Raw genomic sequence first — 17,057 nt, forward strand, 5'->3', positions numbered from 1 at the left:
ATCAGCATGCAGCGCGTCGGCTTCGTCATCTTCCCCGGCCTCTCGATCATGGGGCTGGCGGCCGTGCCCGCCTTCGAGCTCGCCAACTTGGCCGATGAGCAGGCGCCCTACGACATCCGCTTCATCTCGGAGCACGGCGGGCCGATCCGCACTTCGGCCGGCATGAGCGTGGAGACGGAGCCCTTCGGCGAAGCGGCGTTCGATACCCTGGTCGTCGGCGGGGGCACGTCCGTCCTTCCCTCCACCTCAGGGCTGCTCTCGCTGATCCGAGAAGCGGCGCCGCGGGCGCGACGCGTGACCGCGATCTGCACCGGATCCTTCGTCCTCGGCGAAGCCGGTCTCCTCGCAGGCCGACGTGTGACGACGCATTGGATGCATGCCCGCGAGCTGCAGGCGCAGTGTCCGGACAGCACGGTGGACATGGACCGCATCTTCATCAACGACGGGCCGATCTGGACCTCGGCCGGCATGAGCGCCGGCATCGACTTGGCGCTAGCCCTGATCGAGGACGATCTAGGCCACGACGTCGCCCAGGCGATCGCCAAGAAGCTCGTGCTCTACCACCGTCGCGCCGGCGGGCAGTCGCAGTTCTCGGCCCTGCTCGATCTCGAACCGAAATCGGACCGCATCCAGTCCGCCCTGACTTACGCCAAACGAAACCTGCACAAGCCGCTGACGGTCGAGGAGTTGGCGGGCGCGGCGCATCTGAGCCCTCGGCAGTTCAGCCGCGTGTTCCATGCTGAAACTGGCCAATCGCCGGCCAAGGCGATCGAAAACCTGCGCGTCGAGGCTGCGCGGGTGATGATGGAGAGCAGTCGGCATCCGATCGACGTCGTTGCCGATCAGACGGGATTCGCCGATCGCAATCGGATGCGGCGCGCGTTCTTGCGCGCCTTCGGGCAACCGCCCCAGGTGATCCGCCGCAATGCCCGCGGGGCGTTGGCATCCACCGAGCCGTAATACCGTCGCCGAGAAACTCGTTTGCAAAAATCCATCGCATTGGGGTGAGGCTCGGAGCGGACATTCGCCGCGAGCCTGCCGAACGTCCGCAACCGAACTCTGAGCCGTCCGTCGCGCGATCAATTCGATCGGCTTTCGCCGATCGGGTTGGAACCTCATGACCTTAGACCGCCCGCAGGTCGTCTTTCACTTCCGCGCGGAACAGCGGAACGTCGACGTTCCGGCACGCGCAGCGTGCCCCTGCCCGCGTACAAGCCGCCGGCCCGAACGCGCCATGGCGGGGCTTGCCGTGATCCTCGGTGGGCTACCCCCCGCGTCGGCAGCCGAGCCGCCGTTAAGAAACATGCAACCATTGTGCGAGCCAAAGGATACCAACCGGCGCGTTGAAGGTTTACGCGAATGCATATCAAGAATCTCATCCCACGTGCTCGGGCGAATAGCCTGAGCTGACAGGACGCTGTGGAACTGTATGAGGATGATGTGGCATGTTCTGGAACACGCGTATTGTCCGCATTCTTGTTGGGCTGGCGCTTCTAGCTATCGCTGTCCTCGTGATGCTGCCGGGCCTGACCGGCTATACGAGTCTCGACGGCACCGTGAACGCGCGCTTCGCGGTGGTGTCGGCGCCGATCGAGGGGGTCGTGTCCGATACGCCACCGAAGGTCGGGACGGCCTTGAGCGAGGATTCCGAACTCTTCCAGATCAGCAACGATCGCATCGCCCGCACGGCCGAAGCGCAGCTCGATGCCGATCTCGGCGCTGCGCGCGAGCGCCTGAAGGCCCTCGAAGCGCAGTTGGGATTGCTCGCTTCCCTCAAGGCGGAACTCGCCGCGCGGCTCGGTGACTACCAGAGGGCAAGTCTGCAAAGTATCCAGCAGGAAATCATCATCCGCCAGCAGCGGATCAGCACGGCTCAGGCCAACCGCGTCTCGGCAGAGGCCGATCTCAGTCGCAAGCAGACACTGGGTGTCTCCGGAGTGGTCGCCAACAGCTCGGTCGAGGCTGCTCGGGCCGCGGCCATCGCCTCGGGCAATGAGGGAACGATTGCGAAGGCCGAACTCGACCGTCTGCATCAGCAGCTCGATGCCTTGAAGCGCGGGACCTTCGTCGGCGAGGGGCGCAACGACGTGCCCTATTCGCAGCAGCGCGGCGATGAAGTCACGATCCAGCTCGCCAATGTCGAGGCCCAGGCCAAGATCGAGCGGGCCCGCGTCCAACTTCTGGAACGGCAGCTCATGATTGAGCGCAGCCGGAACGATCGATTGTCGAGTGCGTCCATCCGCCTTCCGTTCCGCGGCGTGATCTGGCGCAACAACGTCGTGGGCGGATCGAATGTCGTGGTCGGCAACGAGCTGACGCGTCTGCTCGACTGCCGTGACCTCTTCGTCGACATCCTGCTCGACGAGGTCGATTACGATGAGATCAGGCCCGGCGATCCGGCGGAGGTGCGCCTGCTCGGCACCTCGGAGGTGATCGCGGGACGGGTCATCTCCGTCCGGGGATCGAGCGCGGCGGTCGAGGAAGTGACGCTTGCGGCCATGCCGCCGAAGAGCCGGGGCAAGAACGCCCGCATCCGGGTCAGCCTCGACCAGAACCCGATGCACACCGACTACGAGAACTTCTGCCATGTCGGGCGCACCGTGCAGGTTCGGTTCGCGCGATCGGCTGCAGCGCTGCCTCTCGTCAATTGGGTGAAGAGCCTGTGGTTCAGTATCTCCTAGAATTGGAGCTCGGACCGATGGCTCCGACCCTGGTGGTCGCAGCCGTCTTTCTCGTCTTCATCACGAACTGGCCGCGGCAGCGAAGTTGGTCCCGCGCGATCGCCTGCGCCTTCGTGCTCGCGGTGGCCATTCGGTATCTCCTCTGGCGGTTCTTCTACACCGTGCTGCCGCATCCGGCCGACGGGAGCTTCGCGTTCATCTGGACCTGGACCGTGTTCTGCGTGGAACTCGGTGCCTTCGCCGACATCCTGCACTTCCTCGTCGTGATGAGCCGTTCCGTCGACCGGAGCGCCGAGGCGAACCGCCGAGAGAAGAGTTTTTTCGCGCGCCCGACGGAGGAGTTGCCGACGGTCGACGTCTTCATCCCGACTTACAATGAGCCGCTCGACGTGCTGGAGCGGACGATCATCGGCGCTCTCGCGCTCGACTATCCGCGGGACAAATTCACGGTCTACGTCCTCGACGACAAGCGACGCGATTGGCTCAAGACGTATTGCGAGGAAAAGGGCGCCATCCACGTCACAAGGCCGGATAATTCCCACGCCAAAGCCGGTAATATGAACAATGGTCTGAAGGTGTCGTCGGGTGATTTCATTGCGATTTTCGACGCCGACTTCGTTCCGTACCGCAATTTTCTGCGCCGTACGCTGCCCTTCTTCACCGATCCGACGATCGGGATCGTTCAGACCCCGCAGCACTTCTTCAACAAGGATCCGGTCCAGTCGAACCTCTCGCTCGAGAAGGTTTGGCCCGACGAGCAACGGCTGTTCTTCGACGAGATGGCGGCGAGCCGCGACGCTTGGGACGTAAGCTTCTGCTGCGGCTCCTGCTCGATCGCCCGCCGTGCGGCCCTGGATGTGATCGGGGGCTTCCCGCACGACTCGATCACCGAGGATCTGCTCACGACCCTCGCCATGCTGAACCGGGGATACAAGACCCGTTACCTGAACGAGCGCCTGTCGATGGGCCTCGCCGCGGAAAATCTGAAGGGATATTTCGTCCAGCGGGGCCGCTGGTGCCGCGGCGGCATCCAGACAATCTATCTGCATAACGGGCCGCTGCGTGGACCGGGCCTGACCCTGTTTCAGCGGGTGATGTTCCTGCCGCTGTCATGGCTGATGCAATATACGACGCGGTTCATCATTCTCGTGGTTCCGGCAGTCTATCTCTGGACTGGCGCCGCACCCCTCTTCATCACCGGCACGCAGGACATCGTCTCTTATCAATTGCCCGTCGTCGCGGCCTACTTTCTTCTGATGGGCTGGCTGACCCCGACCCGCTATCTGCCCCTGGTGTCGAGCGCCGTGGGCACCTTCGCGACGTTCCGCATGCTGCCCGTGGTGGTCTCCAGCGTGATCAAGCCCTTCGGTGTGCCGTTCCGCGTCACGCCGAAAGGCTCCGGCAACGAGGAGAATGCCTTCGACGCCTATACCTTCTTCTCGATCGCCTTCTGGATCGCCGTCACCGCCCTCGGCCTCGTCATCAACATCGTGCCCGAATGGTCGCGCATCGGCGACAGCGAATTCTCGCTCGTCTCGGCCTACTGGGCCGCGCTCAATATTCTTGTCCTCCTGGTCGCGGCGCTGATCTGTTTCGAGAAGTCCCGTCCGCTTCTCGACAGTTTCGCAACCGATGAGCCGGCGCGGATCGTCGCCTCCGAACAGGCTCTCTCCGCCCGGATCGTCAGCCTTTCGCTCGATCGGGGTGTCGCGGCGTTCCCGATCGACCCCGGCCTGCGCGCGGGCGACCGGATCTGGATCGAGATGGAGCGCTTTCCGCATCTCGAAGCCAGGGTCGAAGGCATGGCGCCCGGCACGCGTCGCAGGCCGGCCTGCATCAGCTTCTCCTACGCGCTCGGAGGGGCCTGCCGCGATGCGATGATCGTCCGGCTCTACACAGGCCAGTACTCGCAGGACATCGACGGCATCGACAAGTCGGCGATTTTCGGGGGGCTTTGGAGCCGCCTTTTCGGACGCTCCCGTACCTACGATCCGGCCTGAGCCGAGATCCCTTCTGAGCGGGCCTTCATCGCAGCGTACCGTCATGGATGGCTGAGGCCACCAGGGCACCGGCAGCGCCGGCTTCCGTCAGGCGCGCCACATCCTGCGGCCCGCGCACGCCGCCCGCCGCGAAGATCGATCGGTCTCCCGCCCGATCCACCGCCTGCGCGATCCGAGTGAGATCCGGGCCGGTGCCGGTGCCGACGCGGGCCAGCGTCATCACGATGACCTCATCGGGCCACGCGCCGACATCGTCGTGCAGCCCGTCCGGCCCCAGCCGCTCGTCGCCCCGGCTGTCGAGGGAGAGGACGGCGCGATTGCCCAGCATCCGCACGAGGCTTTCGTCGCGCTGGCTCTCGCTGCCGATCACCGGCCGGCCGAGCCCCATGCCGAGGAACCGCTCGACCCCGTCCGCGTCGGCAAATCCGGCATCGACCCACAGCCCGACGCCGGGACAGGCACGGGCGACGGCCTCCAGGCTGGCCCGGTCGGGCGCCGTGCCATCCATGATCGCGTCGAGGTCGGCCACGTAGAGCGTGTCGGCGGCTACCGCGTCGAGGAGGCCGCGGGCGATGTCGGCCGGAGCCGAACCCCTGGCCAAGGGGGTGACGATCGGGGCATAGGCATCGCGCTCGCCCGCACGGGCGCGCACCACCACGCCGCGGCGCAGGTCGATCACCGGTACGAGCCGGAACGGCGCCGCCCGAGCCTTGAGAGCGTGAGACATCGCGTGAACCGGACCAAGAGCAGGATCGTCGGGTGGGATCTCGGCGGGGTGCATGTCAAGGCGGCACTCGTCGAAGATGGCCGCGTGATCGAGGCGGTGCAGGCGGCTTGCCCGCTCTGGCGCGGCGTTCCGGCTCTGGACAAGACGTTCTCGGAATTGCCCGATTGGGCGCGGGGCGAGGCCGACCACGCCGTCACCATGACGGGCGAACTGACCGATTGCTTCGCGGACCGTGCCGACGGTGTCCGGAAGCTCTCGGACTGGGCCGCCGCGACGCTGACAGGCCGTGTGCGCATCTATGCCGGCAGCGCCGGCTTCGTTTCTCCCGCGAATGCGGGGGACATTTCAGACAGGATCGCCTCCGCCAATTGGCACGCCACCGCCGCCCTCGTCGGTCGCTGCCGGCCCGATGCTCTTCTCATCGATATCGGCTCAACCACCGCCGACCTGATCCCGATCGTCGGCGGGAATCCGGCCGCCACGGGCTACAGCGATGCCGAGCGACTGGAGGCGGGCGAACTCGTCTATACCGGCGTCGTGCGGACCCCGATCCTGGCCTTCGCGACCCACGCCCCCTGGCGTGGCCGGCGCACCGCCCTGATGGCCGAGACCTTCGCCACGGCTGCCGACATTCACCGCCTGACCGGCGACCTGCCCGACGGCGCCGACCAGCAGCACAGCGCCGATCTCAAGGGCAAATCGCTCGCCGAGACCGAGACCCGCCTCGCCCGCATGGTCGGCCGGGATCGGGGGGAGGGCAGCGCGCAGGAATGGCGGGCGCTCGCCGCATGGTTCGCCGAGGCGCAGTTGCGCCCCCTGCACGATGCGGCGTTGGTGCTGCTGTCCCGGCCGGATGTACCGCCGGATGCCCCCCTCGTCGTCTGTGGCGCCGGCCGATTCCTCGCCGAGCGCTTGGCTCGCCGGCTCGGACGGGAACCGCTTCCGCTGACCGACCTCATCGCCGAAAGAATTCCCCCGTCGGGACGCGAATGGGTGTCGACCTGCGGGCCGGCCGTGGCCGTGGGGTTGATCGCGTGAGGAACGGCGCCCGTCCCGCGCGTTACCGGAACTGAAATGAGGAGAGGGGAAGAATGAGCGCAGCCCAGAAACTCACCCGTATCCTGGCGACCCGGACCGGGCCGGATGTCGAGTTGGCCTTCGTCACCGAGGACGGCCGCACCACCCGGGTTCTGGTCAGCGAAGATCAGGTCGACCGGCTCGTGGACGAGTTGGAGGACATCCTCAACTCACCCGCCGAGGGTGATTCCGGCGAACCGCCGGCGGCGGCCTGAGCGCCGTTTCCTCGCGTTCGTGATCGAGCGGTCTTCCGCTCACACTCTTCCTGGGATGCGCCGCGGAAGCGGAGCCCTCCTTCGAGGCCTCTTCGCGGCATCTCAGGATGAGGGGATTGGACGGGAGGGGCCTACCTCAAGAAATCCCCGAACGCGCGCGGGCCGTCGCCGGTCTCGATCGTGCCCGTGATCTTGAGGCTCGACGGGTCGATCAGGCTCAAGCTGTTGTCGCCCCAATTGGCGACGACGATCACCGTCCCGTCGCGCGTCGCGGCGATTCCCTCCGGATGGTCGCCGACATCGATCGTGCCGAGCTTCGTCATCGTGGTGGGGTCGAACGCCGTCACGGTGTTCGAATACTGGTCGGTGACGAAGCCGCGCTGCCCGGCGAAGGCGATGACGTAGGGGCGCTGGCCCGTCTTGACCCGGCCGGTCTCACGGCCGGCGGCGATGTCGATCGCCGACACGTCGTCGGACAGGACGTTGGCGGTGTAGGCGCGGGTGGCGTCGGGCGCGAGCGTCAGGCCGAACGGGTGGGTCCCCACCGCGATGCGCCGCCTCTCCGTCCGCGAGGCCACGTCGATCACCGAGACCGAGTCGGATTCGCGGTTGGCCACCAGCAGGGTCGCCCCGTCCGGAGTCACGGCGATGCCGGAGGGCGACTTGCCGGTTGCGATCTCCCCGTCGAGCGTCAAGCCGTCCGCAGTCGCGCGCAGGGCGAACACCCGCTCGCCGAACCAATCGGCAACGTAGACTTCGCCCGATACGGGATTCACGCCGATGCCGAGGGGGCCGCCGGGCAGGCCCAGTTCGGAGACGACCTTTCGGGCGGCGAGGTCGATCACCGTGACGCCGTGCCCCTCCGGCCGCGTGATGTAGGCGCGGGTCCGGTCAGGCGAGAGCGCGATGCCGGCCGGGGCGCCCGCGACGGGAATCGATTGCAGGATTTTCTTGGTGGCGAGATCCACGATCTCCACCGCGTTGCCGAGCTGCGCCGTGACGATGGCTTCCTGGGCCGGGGCAGGGGTGGCCGCGAACAGAAGCAGGCACAGGCCGAACCAGCAAGAAATCGTCCCCCTGCTGCGAAGCGGGGTACCCCCGGGATGCGCAGGCGAGGGGAGCACCGGTGCAGCTTGGCCAGCCTCGACCCTCATCCCCGGGACGCCGGGTTCTCCCTTGCCCAACATCCCCCGAGGGGCACCCTTCCCCGCAAAGAGGGAAGGGGAGGGGCGGCACGCCTGTCCGATCACGACCATCGAGCGCGCCGCCTGCATCATCGGAGACCCTACGAACCCTTCTCGGCCTTGTTCTTCACGTTCTCGAGGCTCGCCTTGTAGAGACCGCTGACGGCGCTCTTGGCAGCCTCGTCGTTGAGGTCCGGCGGCGGATCGTTGTTCATGTAGCCGCGATAGAAGGCGCCGCGCCAAGTCAGCTTGGTCTTGTCGCCGTTGCCCTCGACCTCGACGGTGGAGGAGTAGTCGTTCACCGGGAGGGTCTTCGGATCGACCTTGGTGATCCGGTACATGAAGGTCTTCTTCTCGGCGTCGTACTTGGCGAGCTCTTCCTCGACCGTGGCGCCGCCCTTGAGCGTCAGCGTACGGGTCGCCTTGACCTCGTTGCCGCCCTTACCCTCGGTCTTCTCCACCGGCGGGATCCAGCTGCCGTCCTGGAAATTGCCGACGATCTGCCAGACCTTGTCGGCGGGGGCGTTGATCTCGATCGATTCCGAGACTTTCTGGCGGGTCGGGCCATGGGCCTGGGCCGCGAAGGTCACCGTCGCCAAAGCCGCGACCGCGGCGAGCGTCCTGAACTGCATCGTCTCTTCTCCTCCCCTGCGCCACGGTTGGCGGCGCGTCCTCGACGTGTCACCCCACACATTGCCCGCCGCAACGGCTTAGCCAGGGGTCGGCGCAGGCCATCACAGCGAATTTTGTGCAGGCGTGTCGGGCAGCCCCTCAGGAACCGCCCTTCTCAAGCCGCGCCTTGAGATTCTCCAGGCTGGCGTGAATCCAGTCCCGCACCGCCTTCTCCGAATTCTCGTCGTTGAGGGCGGGTGGGGGATCGTTGTTCGGGTAGCCGCGATAGAAGGCGGCCTTCCACTCGACGCGCGCCGCCCCCTCGCCCTCGGGCACGACCGAGAGGGTCGCCGAGTAATCGTTGGCCGGCAGGTCCGCGACGTCGTTCTGAGTGAGGTAATAGGCGAAGCTGCGCGCTTGCGCATCGAGCTTGCGGGTTTCCTCGACGAGGGCATGCCCGTTGTCGAGCGTCAGACGGTAGGTGGGCTTGGCCGCATCGGCCACGCGCTCGGCCCCCGTGACATGCGCGATCCAGGTGGCGTCCGCGGGGTTGCCTATGACGGTCCAGACCTTGTCGGCGGGCGCCGCGATCGTCACGCTCTCGACCACCTTGCGGCGGGTCGGCGCGTGCTGGGCATCGGCGGCGGTGGCCATGGCGGCGAGCGCGGCGGCGGCCAGGAGGACGGTTCGCATCATCGTGGAAAGCATCTCCTGCCCCATCAGGCGGGGCGGCCCACGTCCTTGAGAACCCGTTCGCTGCGCCCGAGGGCGGCGGCGACCTTGTCCTCGATCCAGTCCCAGGCCTCGCGCTCGGCGGGGCCGGCCGTCTTCTCGATGGCGATGGCGTGGTAGGCCATCTCCGTCAGAACCTTCTCGGGTTCCAGCATGTGAAGCCGCGTCGAGAGGATGGCGGCCTCGATCACGGCTGCCTGCGCCCGATTATAGCCGATGAACGGCACGTGGCTCTGCGCGTGGACCATACGGCCCCGGTAGCGCGGGCGGGTCTCGTCCTCCGCGATGGACGCGACCTCGAACTCGGCATGGCCGAAGCAATCCGCGAGGCGTTTGCCGGGGATCCTGTCGCAATCCACCACCGGCCAGTCGCGGCGGCCGGTGACGATGCCCGCGATCACCCGCACGTCGCTCGGTGCGGAGGCGCAGAAATAGGGCCGTTCGGCCAGATTCGTGATGGTGGGCGAGGGGCGGAACGGCGCGAGCACGAAATTCTCGCCGTCGCGGATCAGGCCAAACGGCACGAGGTGCATGGCGCCTTCGGCCGAAAGGGTGGTGACGACGGTCTCGAGGATCAGCGGCATGGCCGGCTCCTAACCTCGCTCCTCGTCCGGCACCAGCCGTCCGCAGACGATGCGCCCGCCGCGCGGTTCGCTGAGTGCGTCGCGCGCCGCGTCCGAACCCGTACCGGTCTCGATCTCGGGCGCCTGCGCATCGCGCTCCGGCGGGATCGCGGCCGCCTGCGCGGCTTCTGGCGCCGCAGGGCCGCTGTGGCGCGTATGGGCGGCGTTGCCCCCCTTGGTCGGCCCGGCCTGCTTGAAGGCCGTGGTATCCTCCTGGGCGCGATCGGCGGCGCAGCCCCAGTCGAGCGGCTCGTCCTGGACGTAGCGCTTGCCCAGGCGAAACGCCGTCTCGGCCTTGGTCAGTTCACCCCCGAGATAAAAGGCGTGGGCGCCGTCGCTTTCCACGCCCAGATCGGGGAAGAACGCCATCGCATCGGTGCCTGTCTTATGAATGTCGCGATTGAAGACGTGGATGCCGTCCTCGGCCACGGCGATGCGGTAGTTGGGATCGCGCACATCCGCCGCCTGCGCCGCGATCTCGTCGGGCGTCTGCACGAAGGGGCGCTTGTCGTGAAGGGCCAGGAGCTCCCGGCCGTAGCCCTTCGGCAGGGCGGCGTCGGCCTTGGCCGCGTACATGATCCGGCGAGCCGCGTCGTGCTCCTCGACGGTACGGCGGGTATGGTTGGAGACCTGCACGATCAGAACGTTGCGGATCGCCAGCTCCGAGCACATCCCCACCAGCAGGGCCGTGACGCCGAGGCTGTCGGCCTCGGTGAGTTCGGTCAGGTTGCCGGTGCCCATCATCATCTCGATGTCGGGCCAGCGGACGCGGGTGTCGCGGTAGCGGGCGATCGAATCGACGAAGCCGAAATGGATCGGCTCCAGGATCGGATCCGCCAGGAAGGGCTTGCCCGCCTTCACCATCCGCTCGATCGCGCGATCGAGCGAGGGCAGGTCATCGGGACGCATCGGCACGAGGACGGGCACGGCGTCGGTCTCGAAGGCGAGGTCGAGCGTCTCCTCGTTGAGACTCAGCAGGTAATCGGCCCCGGCCTTCGCCCCACGGGTCAGCTCGTCCAGCGAGAAGGAATCGACGCTGACGGTCAGACCGGCGGCCTTCAGACCGCGGACGCTCTCCTCAAGATGGGGAAAGGCGGTGTCGGGCAGGCCTCCGAGATCGATCACGTCGGCGCCCTTGCGGGCCAGTTCCACGCCCTTCGCGACGATCTGCTCGGGCGTCATCTTCGAGGCATCGACGATCTCGGAGAAGATGCGCAATTCGTGGCGGGAGAGGTCCACCTTGCGGGCGGTGAGCCCAAGATAGGCCGGCAGATCGACCACCTCGTCCGGCCCCCGCTCCACCGGCAGGCCAAAATGGAGGCTCAGCGCTTCCGGGTTCGCCCGACAGCGTCCGGGCAGGACGATGCGGGTCGCCCCGTCGGGCATCCGGACGCGGCGCTTGATGATCTCTTCCGTCATCAAGGCGGCGACCTTCACGCCGGCATCGGCAATCGACCAGACGTAGCGCTCCGGCGGCAAGGTCGCGGCGACCTTTTCGAGGCGGGCATGGGCCAGCTTGCCGGTGATGAAGACGAGATGTTCGGGCGCGCTCATGCGGCCTGTCCCAGGGCGGAGGGGCCGCGCACCACGATCTCGCCGGCAAAGGCCGCGGCGAAGCGCGGGAAGGCGGCGTCCACCACACCGGCGGCGGCAAGCTCCGCCGCATCGGTGGCGATCACGGGCGCGGATTTCTCCAGGATGCAGCGGCTGGCGCCGAGCCGGCTTGCGAGCCAGAGCGCCAAGCTGTCGGACGTGACCTCCCAACTCTCGGGGATTTCCGGGAAACCCGCCTTCAGCGCGGCCGGGTCCCAGACGATGGAGCGACCCTCCCTGAGGGCCCGCGTGAGATCCTCAAGGCGGACCGTGGCGGTCAGGCGCGGTTCGAGACTGCAGAAGATCTCGGCCATGCGGCCCATGGCGTCGAGGGCGAGGCGATGGGCGAGGGCGTCGTCGAAGCCGAGGGCGGCCTGAGATGCGCGCACCGCGTCGGCGAAGGGGCCACCGCCGGGGACGACCGCGACGGGGCCCTCGACCACGCACGCGGCGAGGATGGCACGCAGGCGCTCGCGATCCGAGACGAGGCTGCCGCCGATCTTGACGACGTGCACCTCCGCTGCAGCGTCGCGCGCCGGGACATCAACGGAGGGAGCCGAACGGGAGAGGGAGGATCGGGCGGCGTGCATCGTCAGGCGGCGTCGGCGCGGCGCAGCACCCGCACAGCCGCGACGGCTTCGGCGATGCGAGCCTCGTCCAGTCCCTGCCGCCGGTCGTCGGCGCGGCAGAGGCCGCCGCGGAAGCCGAGATAATCCGGACCAAGACCCGCAAGGGCCGGGATATCGGCGCGCCGCAGGGAGCCGGCGAGGCCGCTGATCAGCCCGCAAGATCGACAGGCTGCGATGAAGGCGGAGAGTTTCGGGGCGGGCAGAAGATCGCGAAGGCCGATGCCGTGCTTACCCCGCGTATCGATCATGGCACCGGAGAAGCCCGCCGCCGCGAGCCGTGCCGGGAGATCGGGCAGGTCGAGCGCATCCTCGGCGAACACGACGCCGATCAGGCGGCCCGGAGCCGCGTCGGCAGCCTCGGCCAGGGTGTCGTCATGTGCCACGCCGACCGCGATCTTGATCCAGCGCGGTCCCGCCTGCGCCATCGCGGCAACGGCGCTCACAAGGTCGGTACCGGTGCCATCGCCGGCCACCGCACTGGTGACCGCCCGACCGGCGATCGCCTCGACGATCGCCCGCACCGTGGCGACCGGCAGGGCGCCGAGCGCGCCGCGCTCGGGATCCTTGGCATCGATCAGATCGGCGCCGGCCTGCAACGCAAGGCGCGCCTCCGCGACGTCGCGGACGCTGACGAGGATGGACGCGCGTTCGGGCTTCAAGGTCTGAGACACGGGAATGCTTAAACGCTCGGACAGGGCGCCTGTGCAAGCCCCGCTGGGGATGGCCCTGTCATCGTCCGGCGCACGGCACCGCTGCGGCGGCAACGGATCTTGGAGAGGCGGCAGAGGTCAGGAGCGGGGAGGGAGCGGTTCCGCCAACAGGCGATTCTTCACGATCCAGCGCACGGCGTGGGACCAGTCGTCGTCGGTATTGGCCCTGATCACGACCTGACCCTGGCGCAGCACCTTCCCACTCTCGGCTTCGCTGATGGTGACGACGAGACTGAACAACTGGTTGGCACCCTTATCGGCGAACGCCGTCACGGCGAGCTCGGCACCGAGTGCCTTCGCGATCGGCCCGGTGCAGCCGTTGCATTTGTAGAGCGGACTCTCCTTGCGAATTTCCTCCGCCTGAGGCGCGAGATCGACGCTCTGAATTCCGGCTTTCTCCGTGAGCTGGTCCTTCAGCACATCCGTGACGAGGCCGAGCCGTTTCTGATCCGCCGGCAGGTTCTTGCGGCCATAGGCCAGGGTCGGGTCGTTCATTTCCGCCGGGAAGATCGCGGCCTTGCGCGCCTCGTCCGCCATGGCTGTCCCGCCGAATACCGGCAACAGCGCGAGCGCCGCCAGGGCATGACGGCGGAAGGCCGGGTGGGCGCGCGGTCTCATGGGGCGAAGCCTCGACGAAGTGTCGCGGCCAGGACTGCCGCGGGAGGAAATATCTCGGGCGTTCGGTGAATTTGGCAACGGCGGACCTATGACCGCCCGCGCTGCGGATCGTCCCCCCGAAGGGTCATGTCTTAGAAAAATCTTATGTTTTCGCCGTTGAGGCGGGCGGTCCAATGTTGCTAGCGTGGCGCCCGCATGCGCCTTTTCCCATCCCACCTCCTCGCCCTCGCGCTCTTCGCGGGAATCCCGGCCGCCGCGGCGCAGGAGCCGAAGGCGGCCACCGGCGAGCCGTCGCCCGGTACGCCGAATGCCCAGGCGGCCCAGCCCGGCGGGAGCGATACGCATATCGCGATGATCTATCGCTCGGTGCCGCCCCCGTCCTCCTACGACGCGGAGGCCGAGCCCGAGGATCTCGGCGTCGCCGGCGCCCGAATGGCGGTGAAGGACAACAACACCACCGGCCGCTTCACCAAGCAGACCTATGCCCTGGACGAGGTCGCCCTCGAACCCGGTCTGGACGCCGTTGCGGCGGCGAAGGAACTGGCCGCCAAGGGGGTCAAGTACTTCGCCCTCACCCTGCCGGCCGACGAGGTGCTGGCGGTGGCCGACGCCCTCAAGGATCAGGATATCGTGATCCTCAATGCCGGCGCTCCGGACGATCGCCTGCGCGGTGCCGATTGCCGGGCCAACGTGTTCCACACCCTCCCCAGCCGCGCCATGCAGACCGACGCGCTGGCGCAGTACATGACGCTGATGCGCTGGCGGAAGATTTTCCTGATTGTCGGTCCGACCGAGCGCGATAAGGCCTATGCCGAGGCGCTGAAGAATTCGGCCAAGAAGTTCGGCCTCAAGATCACCGCGGAGAAGCCCTGGACCTTCGGGCCGCTGGCCAAGGCGCGGGGCGACACGCCGACCCGCGCCGAGGCGATGGTGTTCACCCGCGGCCTCGATTACGACATGGCGATCGTCGCCGACGAGGAGGGCGATTGGGGCGACTACGTCCCGTTCCGCACCGTCGATCCCCGCCCCGTCGCCGGCACTCAGGGGCTGATCGCCACGACCTGGCACCCGACGCTGGAGACCTGGGGCGCGGCCCAGGCGCAGAACCGCTTCCGCCGCCAGACCGGCCGGTTGATGAAACCCCTCGATTACCAGGCCTGGGCCGCGGTGCGCACGGTCGGCGAGGCGGCGACGCAGAAGAAGTCGACCGAAGTCGGGGTGATCCGCCCCTATCTGACGACGCCCGAATTCTCGCTGCCGGCCTACAAGGGCGTCTCGCTCACTTACCGACCGTGGGATCACCAGCTGCGCCAGCCGGTGATCGTGGTGCAGCCCAAGGCGATGGTCTCGGTGGCGCCCGAGCAGGGCTTCATCCACCAGCGCACGCCGCTCGACACGCTCGGCACCGACGAGCCGGAGACGACGTGCAAGCTGAAGTGAGCGCGACGCTTGCGGCGCGACGCACGGGGTCCTACCGTCCGGGCATCGCTTTTTTAGGCGGGCAATTCCATGCAGGCTCCGGCTCAGCTCACCGTCACGGTGCATCACGACGAGGCGGCCCAGCTCTGGTACGTCCATGCCTCGGAACTGCCCGGCCTCCATGCCGAGGCGTCGACACTCGATGCCCTGGTGGCGATCATCGAGGATGTCGCCCCCGACCTCATCGAAACGAACTTGTCGCGGGGTGCCGACGGCGCCGCTCCGCCGACCGAGTTGCGGGTGCAGCACGTCTTCAGAGCGAAGCCTGCCCGCGCCGCATAGATGGGCGGCAACCTCTACCCCGAGCTCGTGCGTCTGCTGCGGGAGGCGGGATGCCTGTTCGTGCGGCCGGGCAAGGGCTCGCACGAGATTTGGTAGAGCCCACGGACCAACCGCCGGTTCACCGTGCCTCGCAACACGGCCATGACGCACACGGCCAACGCCATCCTCAAGGATGCCGGGCTCGAAAAGGCGTTCTGATCAGAGCGCCCAGGATGCCCTTGCGGCAATCCACCGCCCGGTGTGGGACGGCGCGGACACCGATTTTCCGTTTGTGCCGCGCGCCCTAGATGGCCATGTCGCTTCAAGAGATGATTCGAACCAAGGCGCGGCCAAGCGCCGGAACGACAGGGAGGAAGCCGATGGTCGCTCGCTTCAGGGCGGGGATGGGTTTGGCGGTGCTTGCGGGCGCCTGGGTCGCCGGGGCCGAGGGCGCTCAGGCCTTCACCGCCTACGTCACCAACGAGAAGGCCAACACCGTCTCGGTGATCGATACCGCGACCATGGCGGTGACGGCGACGTGGAAGGTCGGACGCCGTCCTCGTGGCGTCACACTCTCGAAGGACGACAAGGAGCTGTTTGTCTGCGCCAGCGACGACGACCGCATCGACGTGCTCGACACCGCCACCGGCAAGGTGGTGCGCTCGCTGCGCTCCGGCCCCGATCCGGAGCAGTTCATCCTCGATCGCAGCGGCAACCCGCTCTACGTTGCCAACGAGGATGACAGCCAAGTCACGATCCTCGACATCGAGAAGAACAAGGTGCTCGCCGAGGTGCCGGTGGGCGTGGAACCGGAGGGAATGGGTCTGTCACCGGATGGCAAGATCCTGGTCAACACGTCCGAAACCACCAACATGGCCCACTTCATCGACACCAAGACCTTCGAGGTGATCGACAACGTGTTGGTCGATGCCCGGCCCCGCTTCGCGGAGTTCTCCGGCGATGGAAAGATCCTCTGGGTCTCGGCCGAGGTCGGTGGCACGGTTTCGATCATCGATACCGGGACGCGCAAGGTCATCAAGAAGATCACCTTCAAGATTCCCGGCGTCACCGACGAGCAGATCCAGCCGGTCGGCGTGCGCCTGACGGCCGATGGCAGCAAGGCCTTCGTCGCCCTGGGCCCCGCCAACCGAGTGGCGGTGATCGATGCCAAGACCTACGAGGTGCAGAAATACCTGCCCGTGGGCCAGCGCGTGTGGCAGCTCGCCTTCACGCCGGACGAGAAGCAGCTCTTCACCACCAACGGCACGTCGAACGACGTGTCCGTGATCGATGTCGAAGCTTTGAAAGTGGTGAAAAGCATTCCCGTGGGCCTGCTGCCCTGGGGCGTGGCGATCTCGAAGAAGTGAGCCGGACAACAAGAAAAGACGTACGGCCCTAGGAGGAAACGACATGGCATGGACTACGCGCCTCGGCCTCGCCGCCGTGGCCCTAATGCTCGCCGCTGCCCCGGCCGGGGCCCTCGACCTGACCAAGAAGCGTCAGAATTTGCCCGACCTCGTTCTCGGTAACGAGGAGGGCAACGACTTCATGGTGGAGAACAAGGACATCGAGCTGGAAGCCGGCAAGGCTTACCGCTTGCGGATCGTTGCCAATGGGCGGCAGGAATACAAGTTCTACGCGCCGGAATTCTTCCGCTACATCTGGCTCAACCAGATCGTCATCGAGCACAAGGAGATCCATGGCGGCGGCCCGCCCGATCACCTCGAATTCGACGATCCGGGCGAGATCGCCATCGAGTTCGTCGCGATCAAGCCCGGCGAGTACCGGTGGTACGCGCAAGGGCTCGAGGAGAAGGGGATGGCCGGCAAGATTTCGGTAAAGTGAGGGATAGTGCTCATGAACCCCACAAGCCGGATACGCTGCGCACCGCGCGCTGACATGCACGTACAGAGTGT

18 protein-coding genes are annotated in these 17,057 nt (G+C 67.1%); 9 read left to right on the forward strand and 9 right to left on the reverse strand.

Annotation, left to right across the window (positions count from 1 at the left end):
• Window positions 1–6 precede the first annotated feature (6 nt).
• From MFF26_RS16750 to MFF26_RS16760, 3 genes are all read left to right on the forward strand, one after another.
• Entirely contained in the window at window positions 7–960 is a 954-nt protein-coding gene (locus MFF26_RS16750; protein WP_238308220.1) for a GlxA family transcriptional regulator, read from the forward strand.
• Window positions 961–1,445: 485 nt separating this feature from the next.
• Window positions 1,446–2,681 (forward strand): HlyD family secretion protein, encoded by a 1,236-nt coding sequence (locus MFF26_RS16755; protein ID WP_137828435.1) that lies wholly within the window; start codon window positions 1,446–1,448, stop codon window positions 2,679–2,681.
• Window positions 2,663–4,681, forward strand: a complete 2,019-nt coding sequence (locus MFF26_RS16760) for a glycosyltransferase (RefSeq protein WP_238308221.1) — start codon at window positions 2,663–2,665, stop codon at window positions 4,679–4,681. Before MFF26_RS16755 ends, MFF26_RS16760 begins: the two co-directional genes overlap by 19 nt.
• 25 nt (window positions 4,682–4,706) lie before the next feature.
• On the opposite strand, the gene MFF26_RS16765 is transcribed toward MFF26_RS16760, so the two are convergent.
• Window positions 4,707–5,408 (reverse strand): HisA/HisF-related TIM barrel protein, encoded by a 702-nt coding sequence (locus MFF26_RS16765; protein ID WP_137828437.1) that lies wholly within the window; start codon window positions 5,406–5,408, stop codon window positions 4,707–4,709.
• A 3-nt stretch (window positions 5,409–5,411) separates the two neighbouring features.
• On the opposite strand from MFF26_RS16765, the gene MFF26_RS16770 reads away from it, so the two are divergent.
• Together MFF26_RS16770 and MFF26_RS16775 are read left to right on the forward strand one after the other, a co-directional pair.
• A complete protein-coding gene (locus MFF26_RS16770) occupies window positions 5,412–6,446 on the forward strand; it encodes a hydantoinase/oxoprolinase family protein (protein ID WP_137828438.1) in 1,035 nt (344 codons plus the stop codon).
• 53 nt (window positions 6,447–6,499) lie between these two features.
• Window positions 6,500–6,700 carry a hypothetical protein gene (locus MFF26_RS16775; RefSeq protein ID WP_137828439.1) on the forward strand — a complete coding sequence of 67 codons (201 nt, stop codon included), beginning with the start codon at window positions 6,500–6,502 and terminating at the stop codon, window positions 6,698–6,700.
• A gap of 131 nt (window positions 6,701–6,831) precedes the next feature.
• On the opposite strand, the gene MFF26_RS16780 is transcribed toward MFF26_RS16775, so the two are convergent.
• The 8 genes from MFF26_RS16780 to MFF26_RS16815 all read right to left on the reverse strand — a co-directional run bounded on the left by MFF26_RS16780 (window position 6,832) and on the right by MFF26_RS16815 (window position 13,401).
• A complete protein-coding gene (locus MFF26_RS16780; RefSeq protein ID WP_373324487.1) occupies window positions 6,832–7,956 on the reverse strand; it encodes a YncE family protein in 1,125 nt (374 codons plus the stop codon).
• A gap of 29 nt (window positions 7,957–7,985) precedes the next feature.
• Window positions 7,986–8,516, reverse strand: coding sequence for an SRPBCC family protein (locus MFF26_RS16785; RefSeq protein ID WP_137828441.1), 531 nt, complete (start codon window positions 8,514–8,516; stop codon window positions 7,986–7,988).
• Window positions 8,517–8,655: 139 nt separating this feature from the next.
• On the reverse strand, window positions 8,656–9,192 hold the full coding sequence (locus MFF26_RS16790; protein ID WP_238308223.1) for an SRPBCC family protein: 537 nt from the start codon (window positions 9,190–9,192) through the stop codon (window positions 8,656–8,658).
• Between the two features lie 23 nt (window positions 9,193–9,215).
• Window positions 9,216–9,812 (reverse strand): DUF447 domain-containing protein, encoded by a 597-nt coding sequence (locus MFF26_RS16795; RefSeq protein ID WP_238308224.1) that lies wholly within the window; start codon window positions 9,810–9,812, stop codon window positions 9,216–9,218.
• Between the two features lie 9 nt (window positions 9,813–9,821).
• The gene (locus MFF26_RS16800; protein WP_238308225.1) at window positions 9,822–11,405 is read right to left on the reverse strand and encodes a DUF6513 domain-containing protein; all 1,584 of its coding nucleotides are present in this window, start codon (window positions 11,403–11,405) and stop codon (window positions 9,822–9,824) included.
• Complete coding sequence (locus tag MFF26_RS16805) at window positions 11,402–11,959, reverse strand: amino acid kinase family protein (protein ID WP_238308226.1); 558 nt, start codon at window positions 11,957–11,959, stop codon at window positions 11,402–11,404. The genes MFF26_RS16800 and MFF26_RS16805 overlap by 4 nt, the downstream gene beginning before the upstream one ends.
• A gap of 77 nt (window positions 11,960–12,036) precedes the next feature.
• Complete coding sequence (locus MFF26_RS16810) at window positions 12,037–12,750, reverse strand: (5-formylfuran-3-yl)methyl phosphate synthase (RefSeq protein ID WP_373324488.1); 714 nt, start codon at window positions 12,748–12,750, stop codon at window positions 12,037–12,039.
• A 111-nt stretch (window positions 12,751–12,861) separates the two neighbouring features.
• Window positions 12,862–13,401 carry a DUF3280 domain-containing protein gene (locus tag MFF26_RS16815; RefSeq protein WP_137828446.1) on the reverse strand — a complete coding sequence of 180 codons (540 nt, stop codon included), beginning with the start codon at window positions 13,399–13,401 and terminating at the stop codon, window positions 12,862–12,864.
• Between the two features lie 195 nt (window positions 13,402–13,596).
• On the opposite strand from MFF26_RS16815, the gene pedA1 reads away from it, so the two are divergent.
• The 4 genes from pedA1 (at window position 13,597) to MFF26_RS16840 (ending at window position 16,986) form a co-directional block, all read left to right on the forward strand.
• On the forward strand, window positions 13,597–14,841 hold the full coding sequence (gene pedA1 / locus MFF26_RS16820) for a lanthanide ABC transporter ABC transporter substrate-binding protein PedA1 (protein ID WP_238308228.1): 1,245 nt from the start codon (window positions 13,597–13,599) through the stop codon (window positions 14,839–14,841).
• A gap of 69 nt (window positions 14,842–14,910) precedes the next feature.
• Window positions 14,911–15,162, forward strand: a complete 252-nt coding sequence (locus MFF26_RS16825; RefSeq protein WP_137828448.1) for a DUF1902 domain-containing protein — start codon at window positions 14,911–14,913, stop codon at window positions 15,160–15,162.
• Window positions 15,163–15,521: 359 nt separating this feature from the next.
• Window positions 15,522–16,508 carry a YVTN family beta-propeller repeat protein gene (locus MFF26_RS16835; RefSeq protein WP_137828449.1) on the forward strand — a complete coding sequence of 329 codons (987 nt, stop codon included), beginning with the start codon at window positions 15,522–15,524 and terminating at the stop codon, window positions 16,506–16,508.
• Window positions 16,509–16,551: 43 nt separating this feature from the next.
• Window positions 16,552–16,986, forward strand: coding sequence for a cupredoxin domain-containing protein (locus MFF26_RS16840; protein WP_238308229.1), 435 nt, complete (start codon window positions 16,552–16,554; stop codon window positions 16,984–16,986).
• Window positions 16,987–17,057 lie beyond the last annotated feature (71 nt).

Origin of the sequence: Methylorubrum suomiense, from assembly GCF_022179765.1 — a bacterium.
GTDB lineage: Bacteria > Pseudomonadota > Alphaproteobacteria > Rhizobiales > Beijerinckiaceae > Methylobacterium > Methylobacterium suomiense.

Coding starts and splice junctions, on each gene's coding strand:
- MFF26_RS16750 (WP_238308220.1), top strand. CDS start 7: ATGCAGCGCGTCGGCTTCGTCATCTTCCCCGGCCTCTCGATCATGGGG.
- MFF26_RS16755 (WP_137828435.1), top strand. CDS start 1,446: ATGTTCTGGAACACGCGTATTGTCCGCATTCTTGTTGGGCTGGCGCTT.
- MFF26_RS16765 (WP_137828437.1), bottom strand. CDS start 5,408: ATGTCTCACGCTCTCAAGGCTCGGGCGGCGCCGTTCCGGCTCGTACCG.
- MFF26_RS16775 (WP_137828439.1), top strand. CDS start 6,500: ATGAGCGCAGCCCAGAAACTCACCCGTATCCTGGCGACCCGGACCGGG.
- MFF26_RS16780 (WP_373324487.1), bottom strand. CDS start 7,956: ATGGTCGTGATCGGACAGGCGTGCCGCCCCTCCCCTTCCCTCTTTGCG.
- MFF26_RS16785 (WP_137828441.1), bottom strand. CDS start 8,516: ATGCAGTTCAGGACGCTCGCCGCGGTCGCGGCTTTGGCGACGGTGACC.
- MFF26_RS16790 (WP_238308223.1), bottom strand. CDS start 9,192: ATGATGCGAACCGTCCTCCTGGCCGCCGCCGCGCTCGCCGCCATGGCC.
- MFF26_RS16795 (WP_238308224.1), bottom strand. CDS start 9,812: ATGCCGCTGATCCTCGAGACCGTCGTCACCACCCTTTCGGCCGAAGGC.
- MFF26_RS16800 (WP_238308225.1), bottom strand. CDS start 11,405: ATGAGCGCGCCCGAACATCTCGTCTTCATCACCGGCAAGCTGGCCCAT.
- MFF26_RS16815 (WP_137828446.1), bottom strand. CDS start 13,401: ATGAGACCGCGCGCCCACCCGGCCTTCCGCCGTCATGCCCTGGCGGCG.
- pedA1 (WP_238308228.1), top strand. CDS start 13,597: ATGCGCCTTTTCCCATCCCACCTCCTCGCCCTCGCGCTCTTCGCGGGA.
- MFF26_RS16825 (WP_137828448.1), top strand. CDS start 14,911: ATGCAGGCTCCGGCTCAGCTCACCGTCACGGTGCATCACGACGAGGCG.
- MFF26_RS16835 (WP_137828449.1), top strand. CDS start 15,522: ATGGTCGCTCGCTTCAGGGCGGGGATGGGTTTGGCGGTGCTTGCGGGC.
- MFF26_RS16840 (WP_238308229.1), top strand. CDS start 16,552: ATGGCATGGACTACGCGCCTCGGCCTCGCCGCCGTGGCCCTAATGCTC.